We start from the raw sequence: 14975 nt of genomic DNA on the forward strand, positions 1-14975 counted from the left end.
CGCCCGTGATGGGCCTCGTCAATTGGGAACCACGGCGGGGAACCAGGGCATTTCAAATACGGTTCCGAACGTGCCCCGAATGTTGCCATCCCGAGTGCGTAAATTGCGCAAAAGCATGGTGTGCTTCACCGGCCTGGGGTTGATGCTCGAGCCTTGGACCATGGTCACCTGCCAGGCGGGGAAATGCGTGGTAATCCACTCCGTCTGGTCCACCACCATGTTGTTTTCGTCCAAAAAATCCACCCTGACATCGGCCCAAATGTCGTCGTTAGGAAACCGATTCTGGAAATTGGCCCGGACCACAATATGGCCTCCGGGTGTACGTTGCTGGGTGGAATTGACGTACAACAACGCATTACGCACGTTCCGGTCCAGAATAACGATACGCTGGGAATGCTGCATCGGTTCACTGCCGGGCTTGTGAGCAAGTGGCGCGTACGGTCCTTTACAGCCCGCAAGCAGGACAAAGCCAACAGCGATGAAAGCAAAAACAAATTGGCGCATGGAATCTCTCCGACTCAACGACAACGAGGTTAGTTCGTCGTTTCCAAGGAAAACTTCGGGGAAACGCTGAAATAGCTCTCGGCCAATTCCGGCAACATCCGACGAATCTGGACAAAAGCCGGATTATCCTCGGGGATGCCGTCCCGAATGCAGTAGTAGTATCCCTGAGCTATCGGTCGGATCGCCATTTGCGGTTCACGACGGTCCATGAAGAACTGAGCTTGATTCAAAAAGCGATGTTCACGGGCTTCAAAAGAGGCCTGAACCACCTCGGCCACCTGGGCCACGATCTCCCGGCGCATCTGCTCCTTGACTTCGGTTTCCGAAGGCAGCCGCATCGGCTTGTACTCGATGCCCGCCTCCTTGAGTTCATCCTGAAACTCCGTTTCAAACCCGAGGTTGGCGTCAAAATCCTTGACAAAGGATATCGCACCCTTGTCCGTATCAAAAATCCGAACACTGACCTTGGCAAATCCTCGGGTTTCCGCCGTGCCTCTTGTGTAACTCATCATCTGCATACGGTCCCGGGAAATCATCATCGGTGGAACATGCGGCCATGTCTGTGTGTTTGTCCCGTAAGTATTCACCATCTGCTGGTATTCCGGATTCGGACCCATCTCTTCGCCCACCTTGACGTTTGCCGTGGCGTTACGCTTGTCGATGTTGGTGTCCACGCGGAACAGGGAAACCCCGCCCGTTACCATTAAATCCACGCCCAACAATTGTCCTGCCGTAAAATTGTCTGAACGTTGCTCTTGCAGCACGAAATCTATTCTATCCCGCTCCAGGATGTTGATTCCATAAGGAAGGACGGAATACAGGTAGCTGATCAGGGAGTCGGAAAATTGCCTCCCCGCGTCCGGATCATTGGATGGAGGATCAAACGTGGACACGGCAATATAGCTCTGAATACTCCTGCTGACCTGGTCCTGGGTTTCCTGCAACCGTCGAAAAATCCGAATATCGTTCTCGTCCAATTTGCTGGCCAACAGAGCCAGGATATAGGCGTGATGATAGTCGCCGTTATCCAGAATGACCACCGAGGAGCGCTGGTAATAGTATTGAGCCCCGGCGGAACGGACTCGCTGCAATTCCGCGGCGAATTCATCGAGATTCAAGGAGTTGAGCATCAAAAATGCGCCGTACCATCTGTTCTCCAGTTCCATTTGGGTCAGGCGGCGGCGCACTTGTTCGACGATGCTGGTGCGAAGCGGATAATTCGCGAAAGCCAAGGCAATGGGCGAGGTTTGACGCATCTCCTCGAACGAGGCCATGGCCTGATCGATCTGGTTGTTGTTCACGGCGTTGATCACGACGTTGTTGAGTTCCTGGAGTCTGACGATCCTTCCGGCAATGTCTCGCAGTTCCTCATCCCCGGCATCAATGGCGACGGCCTTTTGGGTCGTCTCGAACGCCCTGGGAAATTCAAAGGCCGCGACCTGTTGGAGAGCGAGATCACGTAATTCAACCTTCTCGGCTTCCAGAGCGTCAATATTTCTCCGATACTGAGAAATTTTTCCTTCAAGCTCTCGTTGATCGTTGTCCCAAGAGCGAGCTTGCTCCAGTTCGGCGATAGCCTGTTTCACCGCACCCAACTTGTCCGGTTGAGCCGCTCGCACCAGGGAATCGGCTTTGGCCAAGCTCATCCTGACGAGATGATCCCGCGTCTCCTTGATCTTGGCTTCCAGATCCCTTCGAGCGGCTCCGTCACGCACTTCCGTCAGTGCCAACTCATAATAACGCAATGCTTGAACATAATCCTGTCCAGCATAGTACTCATCGCCTTTTTGCAAGTGAGGGGACGTAACACAACCCACCGCGAAAATTACAAGCAGGGAAACCAAGATCAAAGGCAGCCGCTTCATTGTAAGCCTCCGTAATTTCGTAAGTTCCTCATGCAATTTCGAAACATGATCGTTTCGAGAGACGCCGTGACAGGATTCCATTTATTCGCACTTTTTCTGATTAAATCTTTTGAATGAGAACTAGCATCGCACAAATGACAAGGTCAAGAAAAATAGAAAGCTGGAAATCCTCGAAAATGCATGGTTCTGCGGTGGGTTGATATTATGAGATCGTGTAGAAGGGAGACTCGCGTCCCCCGTCCTCTCTCTTGCACCTCCAAGTGAGTACGCCCTGCCGGGCGCACCAAAAAAAAAGCTTACGATTTTCATCGTAAGCCTTTGATTTTCTTGGTGGGCAATGCAGGATTCGAACCTGCGGCCTTTGGCTCCGGAGGCCAACGCTCTATCCAACTGAGCTAATTGCCCGAAAGAGGGAATACTTACCTTTACGGTTGGACGATTGTCAAGGAAATCGAATTTGGCCGCGATTGGTTTTTTTCTGGGGATCGCCTACACTCCGCCCCATGGACTTGCCCTGTTTTCTGGAGGAACTTGCCCGGCGCGATGCGTTGATGGTCGTCGATGCGCCAGTGGCCCCTCACTTGGAGATAGCCGCCCTCTCCGCTTTGGCCGTGCGTGAGCAGGGGTCGGCTCTGCTTTTCAGGAATGCCCGCGACTCGAAGCATCCCATCCTGACCAACGCCCTGGCCTCTGAAGACCGCATAGCCCTGGCCCTGAACCACGCCTCCCTACGAGAATTCGGGAACACGGCTTTCAATCTTTTGCGGCAAAATCCAGATCCCGCTCCTGCCTCCTCCGACAGTTCTGATCTCGACGAAGCCATGGAGATCGTCGATGAACCGCCCTGCCAAGAGCATTCCCTTGCCGGATCTGAAGCCTGCTTTGAGCACCTGCCGCGCATCACGCTCTGGCCCGGTGACGCCGGACCCTGTCTGACCGCCGGGGTGGTCGTGACAAGGCACCCCCGGACCGGAAGACGCAACGCGGGAATCTATCGTCTTCAAATATTGGACAATACCAGGGCGACTCTGGGCTGGCATCCGGGCAGCGACGCAGCGGAGCATTTTCACGCGGCCCAAGAGATGAACCGGCCGCTGGAAGTCGCCGTGGCCCTGGGCGTGCCACCCTCCGTGCTCCTGGCCGCCGGGCTGTCCTTGCCCCGGGAGCTGGACGAATTGGAATTCGCGGCCCGCGTAACGAACACCCGGCTGCCCCTGGCCCGTTGCCGCACGGTGGACCTGTTGGTTCCGGCCACAAGCCAGCTTATTCTGGAGGGAAACGCGCTGCCCGGAGAACGGACCTTGGAAGGCCCTTTCGGCAACCATACCGGACTGCTGAGCACCCCGCGCCCTTGTCCGATCTTTCGGCTGCGCGCCATCACCCAAGCCTCGGCCCCGGTCCTGCCCTGCGTCGTCGCCGGTCCTCCGCCTTCGGAAAGCACCTGGATGGCCAAGGCCCAGGAAGCGATGCTCCGGGCCCGGCTCCGGGCCGCGCATCCGGAAATCAGGGACATCGCCCTGCCCATGGAAGGCATCTACCAGAATTTCCTGTTCGTCGTCCTGAACTCGAATCAGCATGATGCACCACATGATGCGTTGGAGTTGCTGCGCTGCTTGTGCGAGGAACGCGAACTGCGCCGGTTTCGCTTTCTGGTGGCCGTGGACGAAGCCGTGGACCAGGCCGACGCCTCTCAAATCCTTTGGCGATTGGGCAACTGCCTGGACCCGGATCGGGACATGGTTCGCATCCAGGGTCCACTGGCTCCGTGGCATCCGTCCACAACGCCGGGGCGGGGCGGAAAACTGCTCCTGGACGCTCGGGCCAAGCCCCCGGCCCGTCCCATGCCCGGCCATCCTGACCCGCACTTCACCGAAACCGTCCGGCGACTCTGGCAAACCCTGCAAAAAAGGTAGCCCCTTATGCCCCCATCCTCTCGAAACCGCATCGTCCTGGCCGTCACCGGAGCCAGCGGCATGCCCTATGCCCGGACCCTGGCCGGTATGCTGCGCGACCGCCGCGAACTGCACCTGATCGTATCCAAAGCCGGCTGGCTGGTTTGGAACCAGGAAATGGGCACGCCCCGCGAGGAACTCTTGAACACGGCGTTTCGCGCCTATTCCCAGGACGATCTGGCCGCTCCGCCGGCCAGCGGGTCCTGGCAACACCAGGGCATGGTGGTCTGCCCCTGCTCCATGGCCAGCCTGGCGGCCATTGCCCGGGGGTTGGGCAACAATCTGATCCACCGATCCGCGGACGTCACGCTCAAGGAGCGGCGTCGGCTGATTCTGGTCACCCGGGAAACGCCGCTGAACAGCATTCACCTGGAAAACATGCTCGCCGCGACCAGGGCCGGAGCCGTGGTGCTGCCGGCCAGTCCGGGATTCTATCACCGCCCCCAGACCATCCAGGATCTGACGGAACAACTCTGCGGTCGGATACTGGACGCGCTGGACGTGGATCACGACGCGACGCGACGCTGGGGAGAGGACGCCCCCGGTCTGGAGCCGTCACCAACCGAGACACGCCAATGAGGAGGAACGACATGGAACATCGATTGATCTGGCATGGACACGCGGCTTTTCAAATCGTCACGCCCAGCTTGAGCGTGCTGATCGACCCTTGGTTCGAGGGCAACCCGTCCTCGGGAACCTCCCACGAAGCCTTGGACAAGGTGGACCTGGTGCTGATCACCCACGACCACGGGGACCATGTCGGTCAGGCCGTGGAAATCTGCCGGCGGACCGGAGCGCATCTGCTGGGCGTCGTGGAAACCGTAGCCCGACTGAAGGGCCTCGGCCTGCCCGACGACCAGGTGGTCAACGGCATCGGCATGAACATCGGCGGCACGGTCCGCTTCCACACCCTCCAGGCAACCATGGTCCAGGCCCAGCACTCCTCGGAAACCGGCCTGGCCGTGGGCTACATCCTGACCCTGGAAGACGGGACCTGCGTCTACCACGCCGGGGACACGGGCATTTTCTCGACCATGGAACTCTACGGGCGGCTGTTCAACATCGACCTGGCCCTGCTGCCCATCGGCGGAGTGTTCACCATGGATCCCCGACAGGCGGCCATGGCCTGCGCCATGCTCCAATGCGAGGAAGTCGTGCCCATGCACTGGGGGTCGTTTCCGGTCCTGGAGCAGAACTGCGACAACTTCGCCGAACAGTTGGGCATTCACGCCCCTAAAGTCCGGCTCAACGCCATGAAGCCCGGCCAGACCCTGATCATGGGCAAGCAGAATCTGGATTTCGCGGCCCGGATCGCTGAAGAGTGACGCGACGTTCGGCGGGTCAACCATCCTCCGTTTCCACCCTCAACCCTTCATAAACCTTCCTGGCCTTGTCCGGCCCCAGGCCGGGCAGGGCCGTCAGCTCTTCCAGAGAGGCCCGGGCCATGGCCGCGATGTCCGGGTAGTGGTCCCAGAGCAACCGGGCGGTCTTTGGTCCCACCCCGGGGATGGCTTCCAGGCGGGTGTCCAGGGCCTTGCGCTTCCGGGCCTGGCGTTGCCGGGAGATCACGAACCGGTGCGCCGCATCCCGGATCTGCTGCAAAAAGAGCAGTTCCTTGCTTCCAGGTCGCAGCGGGAGCGGATTCTTGCGTCCCGGACGGAACACCTTGTCCTCAAGTTCGCCGCCCCGGCGACCGGCCTTGGCCATGGAAGCCAGGTTCCAGGCTTGGTCCAGCCCCGCCGCGGAACAGACCCTCCCCACCGCGGCGAGCTGCCCCAGGCCTCCGTCGATGAGCAGCAGGTCCGGCCACGGCGGCCCGGCCTCGATCCGCCGCTCGGCCCAACGGGCCAGGGCCAGGTAGTCGTCATGGGTTCCTTCCAGCTCGGGCATGGCGTGGATGCGGTAGGCGTCCGTGCGCGGTCGCCCGTCCTCGAAGACCACCATGCCCACCCGAACGCCCTGCCCGCTCAGATGGGAAACGTCCACGGCCTCGATGCGCCGAACCGGGCCCGCCAGGCGCAGGGCGTCGGCCAGAAGCGCGGCCAAGTCCGGCTCCCGACGCTTCATGGCTTCCAGCGCATTGGCCTCGGCCATTTCCACCAGCCGCCGCTGGGCCTCGCCCCGGGCCGCGGTCAACCGCACCAGCGCACCGCGACGTTCGGTCAGCACCTGGACAATGGAGTCGTTCCCCACGGTTTCCGCCAACCGCGCTGGCAGGATGATCCGCTCCGGAATGAACCGCTCCGGACCGTAGAACTGGACCAGAAAGCTTTCCAGCAACGCGCCGCCGCCCTCCTCGTCCTCCAGGCCGTAGTCCGCTTCCCCTTCCGGTCCGGCCACGGCCTCGTGGCGACCGGCTTTCGAGTCTTCATCCAGCCCGGACGACGCCCCTGCATCGCCGACGGATTCTTCCACCGCGGGCCAGAAAAAACTCTTGCTGTCCAGAAGGCACCCCTGGCGAATGAACAGAATGCTCAGCCCCACGCCCCGCGCATCGCGAACCAGGCCGATCACGTCCCGGTCCAACTCGTCGGAAAGGACGACCGCCTGGCGCTCCAGAGTCTGCTGAACGCCTTTGAGCAGGTCGCGGAGCTCCGCGGCCTTTTCGTACTCCAATCGTTCGGAGTGCTCCTGCATGCGCTTCTTGAGAATTACTCCCAGTTCCTTGGATCGACCGCCCAGAAACATCCGCACCCGGCGGACCATGTCCGCGTAGTTCTCCCTGGATACATCCAGAACGCAGGGTCCGAGACACTGGCCCATGTGATGGTAGAGGCAGGGCCGAACCCGGTTGCGGAACATCGTGTCCTTGCAGCGGCGCAGCTTGAACAGGCGATGCACGGCCTTCAACGTCTGGCGGGCGGCCTGGGAGGAAATGAACGGGCCGTAGTACAGGGCCCCGTCCTTGAGCACCCTGCGCGTCAGGGTCAGGCGCGGATACTCGGTCTGGGCGTCCAGCTTGAACAGCACGTACTGCTTGTCGTCGCGCAGGCAGATGTTGTACCGTGGACGATGCTTTTTGATCAGGCTGGACTCCAGAAGCAGGGCTTCCTTTTCCGTGGTAGTGCGCAGCGTGTCCACCGCCGCCGATTTGGCGACCATGGCCCGGGTTTTGAGCGGAAGTTGCGCCGCGGGCCGAAAGTACGACGCCAACCGGCGACGCAGGTTCTTGGCCTTGCCGACATATAAAATCCGCCCTTTGGCGTCTTTGAACAGGTAAACCCCTGGACCTTCGGGGTGGTCCCGTGAGATGGAAAGCGACCGCGGTTCCTCGCGATGGGGATTCAAAGCAATTGGTTCAGCCATGGCGTGTGAATGAATAATTGGGCGGGTTGTTCGGAGAGGACGCGAAGCGGATCAGTCTAGCGCCTCCGGCGTCCGGGCTCAACCGGTCGCCGTTGTCGGAACAGGACATATTTGTTCTCTGTAGAATTACAATAATTCCATAGTGGTAGATTGTAGGGTGTTCAAGTGTCCCCCAGGGGAGGGGCAACACCCATCGAAATCGCTATCGAAATCGAAATCGGAAAGTTGCTAAAAATCGATTTCGATCACGATTTCGATTTCGATATCGATCCAGAGATCCCGCAGTTCGAGAACAAAATGCCGTGGCTGTCGGAAACCAGGTAAATCATGGTGAGGAGCGATCATGCGAGATACAGAAAAACAATGGCCGGAAATCGCGGCAGAGCAGCTTCGGACCATGCGCCGGGCCGGGCCGCTGGTTCACAACATCACCAACTACGTGGTCATGGGCGTGACGGCCAACGTGCTGCTGGCCCAGGGTGCCTACCCGGTGATGGCCCATGCTCCGGAGGAGGTGGAGGAGATGACGTCCCTGGCCAACGCTTTGGCCCTGAACATCGGCACCTTGAGCGGCCCCTGGGTGGAGGCCATGATCCTGGCCGGGAAGAAGGCCAATGAGTTGAACAAGCCGGTGGTCCTGGACCCGGTGGGGGCCGGGGCGACCCGCTTTCGGACCGAAACCGTATGCCGGATTCTGGATGCCGTGACCATTTCCGTGCTGCGCGGCAACCCGTCCGAAATCCTGGCCGTTTCCGGGGCCCAGGGAGGCGCTCGGGGCGTGGACGCCGTGCATGGCGTGGAGGAGATCGCCGAAACGGCCCGGGACCTGGCCGCCAAACTGAACTGCGTGGTGGCTGTTTCCGGGGAACGCGATCTGGTCACGGATGGGCAATGCACCATCCGCCTGTCCGGAGGCTCTCCCCTGATGACCAAGATCACCGGCATGGGCTGCGCCCTGAGTTCCACCGTGGCCGCGTTCGTCGGCGCGGGAGGCGAGACCCTGGCCGGAACCGTGGGCGCCATGGCCCTCTACAATGTGGCCGGAGAGCTGGCGGCCCAAAAATCCACCGGACCGGGCAGCTTTGAACCGGCTTTCCTGGACATTCTGGCCCTGGTCGGGGATGATCAAATGCTCCGGGCGGAGATCGACCAGGAGTGAATGGTGAATGAAGGGCAATCCAATGAAGACGGACCAACTATCTCACCGGGCTAAATGCCGGACATCCTGCCAAGCGCATCACCAAGACGCTTTACGGCCGACTTCTTTCCAGGTCGATCCAGTCGAAGCCGCTCGGACCATTGGCCGACGATTCCGGGAAGCCTCGGCGCGCAACGCGCACCTGGAACGCCGAGCCCGCGAGGATGCCCGACGTCTCGTTCAGATGATCATTCAAGAGTTCCAGCCCAAGCGGATTTATCAATGGGGCTCCCTGACCAGACAGGGCGCATTCCGTGAGTTTTCAGACATAGACTTGGCGGTGGAAGGCGTGACGGAACCGGAGATTTTTTTCAAAATGTTGGGCAGGTGCATGGAACTAACCGATTTTCCCGTCGACCTGGTCCAATTGGAGTGCATAGAGCCGCTCCACGCCGATGAAATTCGCACCCATGGCCGCCTGCTCTGGGAGACTCCGTCATGCCCGTCATAAAAGATATGGAAGCGCTTCGGACGCTTCTTGGGTACATCGGAAAAACCATGAATCTACTGCATGGGCAGGAGCAAGCCTATCTTGCTTTTCTGGAACAGGATGCGCCAAGGCTTGTTCAGCAACGCTCCTTGGCCATGCTCCACGCCAGCTTCCTGGCGGACTACTATACCTGCGCCGAAACCTGCTTCTGGCGCATTGCCCAATTTTTCGAGAACAGCCTGGACGGCCAGCGCTGGCACAAGGATCTCCTGGACCGGATGCGGATTGCGATTCCCGGCATGCGAGAGGCCGTGATTCAAGACGAGGTCCATGATGCTCTCCAGGAATTGATGCGATTTCGCCATTTTCGGCGTTATTACTTTGAGATGAACTATGACATGGCTAAAATCGAGTATCTACGTGAGAAGCTGCACTTTCTGCATCGGGAACTTCCGTTGGACCTGTTGCGATTCCAGACCTTTCTCCAGAACCTGCTGCATCAAATGACAAGCGAGGAGGAGCCGCCATGGCCCGAAAAAAACAATCAGACGCCGTGACATCGGAAAGCGTGCTCCAGGCTTTTCGCAAAGCCCGTACTCCCCTGGCTTACGCCGAACTGTCCCAGCTTCTGGGAGTAGGAAAGCGGCAAAGTAACGATCTGACCGAGACGTTGAACCAGTTGGTCCGGGAAGGCCGGATCATCCGGATGCGCGACGCCTACGGCCTGGCCGAGAACATGCGGATCATCACCGGAGAGCTGGAAGTCCAGCGCTCCGGGGTGGGGTACGTGCTGCAGGAGGGCGGCCGCGGAAAGGACGTCTTCGTGAGCACCCGGGATCTGGGCGACGCCCGCCACGGAGACAAGGTGGCCGTGGCCCTGATGCCCAAACACCGCGGCCGTAATCCGGAAGGCCGCGTGGTCCGAGTGCTGGAACGCAAGACCGAGATCTACGCCGTGCGCATCCTGGACGCGAGAGGACAGGGCCAATGGCTGGCCCAGGCCACGGACCCCAAGCTGGGCATTCACCTGCTCCTGACCTCTTCCGACCCGGACCTGCAACCGCGCAAGAACGACATCGTCCTGGCCCGGATCGGCGAGCGACTGGAGGAACATCTCTGGTCCGGGGCCATCAAGTCCGTACTCGGATCGGAGATCAACCTGGACGTTCAGGAGCAGATAGTCAAATTCAACCATCACGTGCCCGCCGGGTTTCCGGAGGCCGCCCTGGAACAGGCCGAGGCCCTCCCCGAGAAGCCGGCGGAGGAGGACTTCAATAACCGCAAGGATCTGCGCGAACTCCCCCTGGTGACCATTGACGGCGAGACGGCCAAGGACTTCGACGACGCGGTCTGCGTCGAAAAGATCGCCCAGGGCTTCACCCTGTGGGTGGCCATCGCGGACGTGGCCCATTACGTCGCGCCCTTCACCCCCCTGGACGAGGAGGCTCGGGAACGGGGCAACTCCTACTATTTTCCCAAATCCGTGGAACCCATGTTTCCGGAGCGGCTGTCCAACGGCCTGTGCAGCCTGAACCCCGACGAGCCCCGCCTGGCCATGGTCGCGGAAATGGACTTTTCCCCGGACGGCAAGATCCTGCGTTCCGACTTTTACGCCGCGGTGATCCAGAGCCATGCCCGCCTGACCTACGAGCAGGTCCACCGGGCCCTGGAGGAAAACGACCATTCCGTGCGCCGGGATCTGAGCCCGCTGCTGCCCATGCTGGACCGGGCCGCGACCCTGGCCCGGGCCTTGAAGCGGCGGCGACATGGCCGGGGCAGCCTGGATTTCGATCTACCGGACCCGACGGTGCTCCTGGACGTCCAGGGCGAGGCCTCGGATATTCAATCCCGACCCAGACATTTTTCCCACCAGATCATCGAGGAGTTCATGATCGCGGCCAACGAGGCCGTGGCCGAATTCCTGACCAAGCGCGAGCGGCCCATGCTCTACCGGGTGCACGACCAGCCGGACCCGGACAAGCTGCGCGCCTTGTTCAAGGTTCTGGAACGGACCGAGTTGGGCGTGAGCCTGCCCAAGAAAGGTGAACCCGCCGATCCCAAAACTCTACAGGCCATTCTGGCCGCGGCCCAGGGCACGGACATGGAATTCCTGGTCAACCGGCTGCTCCTGCGCAGCCAGATGCAGGCCAAATACAGCCCGGACAACCTCGGCCACTTCGGCCTGGCCTCCGCCTGCTACGCCCATTTCACCTCCCCCATCCGGCGCTACGCGGATCTGGAACTGCACCGGGCCCTGAAAGCCGCCCTGACCGGGCTTGGCCCGAAAATCTCCAATAAACAACTCAAGACCCTGGGCGATCAGCTGAGCATCCGGGAGCGCCGGGCCATGGCCGCGGAGCGGGAGATCCTGAAGCGGGTCACGGTGATGTTCTTGCTGGACCGGGTGGGCGAGGAATTGTCCGGAGTGATCTCCTCCCTGACCGACTTCGGCTTTTTCGTGGAGCTGTCCGACCTGCTGGCCGACGGCATGGTCCGGCTGTCCTCGCTGACCGACGACTATTACGCCTTTTTTCCGGAACGCCACGAACTGGTGGGGCGGCGGACCGGGCGGACTTTCCGGATGGGGCAGCGGGTTTCCGTGATCCTGGAGGACGTCAGCCTCTCCCGCCTGGAGATCAATCTGACCCTGACGCCGGAGAAGACGCCGGAGAAAACGTCGGAAAAGACGTCGCAGAAAACCGCCCCCAAGCGGGCCGCCAAAGGCTCCAGCCGAAAAGGTGTCCGAAAGGAAGCCCAGAAGGAAGACCAAACGAAAACCCCGAAAGAAGCCCCGAAAGATTCTCCAAAAGGCAGGCGGAAGACCGGCCGAAAATCCGATCCATCCAATCGTGGTTGACCAGTCCACCTTCTCCCGCCCCCTGCTGGACTGGTTTTCGGGCCACGCCCGGGACCTGCCCTGGCGAAGGACGTATGATCCCTACCAGGTCTGGATTTCCGAGGTCATGCTCCAGCAGACCCAGATGGATCGGGTGGTGGGCTATTTTCAGCGCTGGATGGCCGGGTTCCCGGATGTCCGCGTTCTGGCCGGGGCTCAGGAGGACAAGGTCCTGACGGCCTGGGAGGGGCTTGGGTACTATACCCGGGCCCGAAATCTGCTCCGGGCGGCCCGGCACGTAATGGACAACCTCTCCGGAATCCTGCCCCGGGACCATGCCGACTGGCTGGCCCTGCCCGGAGTGGGGCCGTACACCGCGGCCGCGGTCTGCGCCATTGCCTTCAACCAGCCCCATGCCGTGGTGGACGCCAACGTGAGCCGGGTCCTGGCCCGGGTATTCGACCTGGACGTCCCGGTCCGGCAACGGGCCACGGCCACGTTCATCGCCGAGCAGACCCTGGCCCTGACGCCGCCGGGACAAGCCCGACACTTCAGCCAGGCCCTTATGGAACTGGGCGCCCTGATCTGCCTTCCCCGCCGCCCCCGCTGCTCTTCCTGCCCCCTGCACGACGTTTGCGAGGCCCGCCGCCTGGACATCGTCCTGGAACGCCCAGTCCCGGCCAAAGCCGTAACCTATATCCCCATCGACGTAGCCACCGGCGTGCTCATGGCCCAGGGGCTGATCTACATCCAGAAGCGACCGGCCACCGGAGTCTGGGCAGGGTTGTGGGAGTTCCCCGGCGGGACCATCGAAGGCGCGGAAACCCCGGAGCAGACTCTGATCCGCGAATACATGGAAGAAACCGGCTTCGTGGTGAACGACCCGCGCAAGCTCGCCGTGATCCGCCACGGCTACACCAAATACCGCGTGGCCCTGCACTGCTACCGCTGCCGTCTGGAAGACGACCACCCCAAGCCCCCGCCCATCCTCACCGCGGCCCAGGAATACCGCTGGGTCCGCCCTGATGAACTCAACCTCTTCGCCTTCCCCGCCGGCCACCGCAAACTCATCGACCAGACCTTCTCATGACACCCTGGCCATCCTGGAGAGGGAATGAAAAACGCATCCAAAAACACTTGCCAAGGTCTGAAGTTTTGGATAGAAGCTCAATCTTTCGACGCCGAGGTAGCTCAGTCGGTAGAGCAGGGGACTGAAAATCCCCGTGTCGGCAGTTCAATTCTGTCCCTCGGCACCAAAAAAATCAAAGGGTTACAGCAAATGCTGTAACCCTTTTTTTGTTGCTCCCGAGTTTCTTTCCCACTCTTTTCCCACCTTTTCTGGTTGCAGGAATGGCAAGAGCCATTTCCACCCTCTTTCCCACCATCGAGGGACACTGCTACGTCTATCCCTGCTTTTCTCCCATCCTTGCTGAGTTGGGCGTGAAAAATCGACAGGAACCACAATCCATATGTATATCGCCGGTCTTGGCCTGCGGATGGCTGAGGGTATCAGTGATCTCCCATATCGATGCGTTGCGTTCTGGGCTGAACATGAGTTAGCCCTCGCGATGCGAGGCGGGCGATATTTTGAGAAGGTGGTCGCTAAGCCTGGCCTTGGGAATGGGACAACACCGGATACCTGACGAAAACGGATGGAAATATTATGATAGAATCGTTCCTCTCCTTTGAGTTTACGACAGCGGCCCGTATCTTTTTCCGGGAAGGCGCGTGCCGGGAGTTGCCGTCTTTGGCCGCGGCCATGGGCTCTCGGGCATTGGTTGTAACTGGGAGTAATCCTCAAAGAGCAATGGAATATTGCCATCCCCGCCAGGACATTGACTGGCATTTCTACCCGATTCAAGGCGGTGAACCTACGGTCGATGCTGTACTGTCCGGGGTAGAAGCAGGCCGATCGCATGATTGCGATCTTGTCATCGGCTTTGGAGGGGGCGGAGCCGTTGATGCGGGAAAGGCCATTGCCGCACTGCTGGCAAACCAAGGTGATATTTTTGACTATCTCGAAGTGATCGGCAAGGCTCAACCGCTGTTGCGGCCCCCACTCCCGAATATCGCCGTCCCGACAACAGCCGGAACAGGGGCTGAAGTGACCAGAAACGCGGTGATCAAGTCCTCAACGCATCAGGTTAAGGTCAGCCTGCGCAGTCCTTTGATGCTTCCGAAACTTGCTCTTGTTGATCCCGCCTTGACGATTTCCATGCCTCCGGAAGTGACCGCATCCACGGGCCTGGACGCTCTGACGCAGTTGATCGAAGCCTATACCACCCGCAATGCCAATCCCATTACCGACGCGCTGTGCGAAACCGGCATCAGAGCAGCGGCAAGTTCGCTGCTTCGGGCATGGTCAAACGGAACGGATCGCGAAGCCCGCGAAAAGATGTCATTGGCCAGCCTGTTGTCCGGCTTGGTCATCGCGAATGCCGGTTTAGGCGCTGTGCATGGCTTCGCTGCCCCCATCGGCGGCCTGTTTGAGGCTCCCCATGGAATTGTCTGTGCGGCGCTGCTGCCAGCCGTATTTGAGGCGAACATCAAAGCCACCGGAGATGGCCCAGCATCCAGACGCTTTGCGCACATCGGGGCATTATTGACGGGAACGCCGAACGCTGACGCGTGGCAAGCATTGCAATGGATTCGCCAAACCTGCGAAACGCTTCAAGTGCCTACCTTGGGCAAGCTGGGAATATCTTCCAGGAACATTCCCCTGATCGTTGAGAAGGCCCGCAAGGCAAGCAGTATGAAGGGCAACCCCGTCGCTTTGGATGATAAGACATTGGCGGAGATTTTGAGAAGGTCCATTTGACCGGTATCTCAATTATCTCACGGCCTGTTTTGTTTGGTGAGTTCCGGATTTAACCTATAATGAGGA

General features: G+C 60.2%; 12 protein-coding genes and 2 tRNA genes. 10 read left to right on the forward strand and 4 right to left on the reverse strand.

Going from position 1 to position 14975, the window contains the following annotated elements; genetic code table 11:
* Window positions 1–18: 18 nt before the first annotated feature.
* The 3 genes from GY33_RS0116915 to GY33_RS0116925 form a co-directional block, all read right to left on the reverse strand.
* Window positions 19–504, reverse strand: coding sequence for a hypothetical protein (locus GY33_RS0116915; RefSeq protein WP_031388462.1), 486 nt, complete (start codon window positions 502–504; stop codon window positions 19–21).
* A gap of 29 nt (window positions 505–533) precedes the next feature.
* Entirely contained in the window at window positions 534–2369 is a 1836-nt protein-coding gene (locus tag GY33_RS0116920) for a hypothetical protein (protein WP_031388463.1), read from the reverse strand.
* 328 nt (window positions 2370–2697) lie between these two features.
* Window positions 2698–2774 (reverse strand) — tRNA-Arg (locus GY33_RS0116925).
* A 98-nt stretch (window positions 2775–2872) separates the two neighbouring features.
* Between GY33_RS0116925 and GY33_RS0116930 the strand changes: the two genes are divergently transcribed.
* The 3 genes from GY33_RS0116930 to GY33_RS0116940 are packed head-to-tail and all read left to right on the forward strand — an operon-like array spanning window position 2873 to window position 5646.
* Window positions 2873–4282, forward strand: coding sequence for a UbiD family decarboxylase (locus tag GY33_RS0116930; protein WP_152555238.1), 1410 nt, complete (start codon window positions 2873–2875; stop codon window positions 4280–4282).
* A gap of 6 nt (window positions 4283–4288) precedes the next feature.
* Window positions 4289–4900, forward strand: coding sequence for a UbiX family flavin prenyltransferase (locus tag GY33_RS0116935; RefSeq protein WP_051822777.1), 612 nt, complete (start codon window positions 4289–4291; stop codon window positions 4898–4900).
* Window positions 4901–4911: 11 nt separating this feature from the next.
* On the forward strand, window positions 4912–5646 hold the full coding sequence (locus GY33_RS0116940; RefSeq protein WP_031388466.1) for a metal-dependent hydrolase: 735 nt from the start codon (window positions 4912–4914) through the stop codon (window positions 5644–5646).
* Window positions 5647–5662: 16 nt separating this feature from the next.
* On the opposite strand, the gene uvrC is transcribed toward GY33_RS0116940, so the two are convergent.
* Window positions 5663–7627, reverse strand: coding sequence for an excinuclease ABC subunit UvrC (gene uvrC, locus GY33_RS0116945; protein WP_084185302.1), 1965 nt, complete (start codon window positions 7625–7627; stop codon window positions 5663–5665).
* A gap of 343 nt (window positions 7628–7970) precedes the next feature.
* On the opposite strand from uvrC, the gene thiM reads away from it, so the two are divergent.
* From thiM to GY33_RS0116990, 7 genes are all read left to right on the forward strand, one after another.
* A complete protein-coding gene (gene thiM / locus GY33_RS0116955) occupies window positions 7971–8786 on the forward strand; it encodes a hydroxyethylthiazole kinase (RefSeq protein WP_031388468.1) in 816 nt (271 codons plus the stop codon).
* 7 nt (window positions 8787–8793) lie between these two features.
* The gene (locus tag GY33_RS20085) at window positions 8794–9276 is read left to right on the forward strand and encodes a nucleotidyltransferase family protein (protein ID WP_051822778.1); all 483 of its coding nucleotides are present in this window, start codon (window positions 8794–8796) and stop codon (window positions 9274–9276) included.
* 47 nt (window positions 9277–9323) lie between these two features.
* Window positions 9324–9812, forward strand: a complete 489-nt coding sequence (locus GY33_RS20090) for a ribonuclease toxin HepT-like protein (protein ID WP_152555239.1) — start codon at window positions 9324–9326, stop codon at window positions 9810–9812.
* On the forward strand, window positions 9782–12112 hold the full coding sequence (gene rnr, locus GY33_RS0116970) for a ribonuclease R (protein WP_051822780.1): 2331 nt from the start codon (window positions 9782–9784) through the stop codon (window positions 12110–12112). The genes GY33_RS20090 and rnr overlap by 31 nt, the downstream gene beginning before the upstream one ends.
* Complete coding sequence (mutY, locus tag GY33_RS0116975; RefSeq protein WP_031388472.1) at window positions 12105–13181, forward strand: A/G-specific adenine glycosylase; 1077 nt, start codon at window positions 12105–12107, stop codon at window positions 13179–13181. Before rnr ends, mutY begins: the two co-directional genes overlap by 8 nt.
* 90 nt (window positions 13182–13271) lie before the next feature.
* Window positions 13272–13347: transfer RNA gene (locus GY33_RS0116980), tRNA-Phe, on the forward strand.
* A gap of 407 nt (window positions 13348–13754) precedes the next feature.
* The gene (locus tag GY33_RS0116990) at window positions 13755–14909 is read left to right on the forward strand and encodes an iron-containing alcohol dehydrogenase (protein WP_031388473.1); all 1155 of its coding nucleotides are present in this window, start codon (window positions 13755–13757) and stop codon (window positions 14907–14909) included.
* Window positions 14910–14975 lie beyond the last annotated feature (66 nt).

Origin of the sequence: Desulfonatronum thiodismutans (genome assembly GCF_000717475.1) — a bacterium.
In the GTDB taxonomy this organism is placed as follows: domain Bacteria; phylum Desulfobacterota; class Desulfovibrionia; order Desulfovibrionales; family Desulfonatronaceae; genus Desulfonatronum; species Desulfonatronum thiodismutans.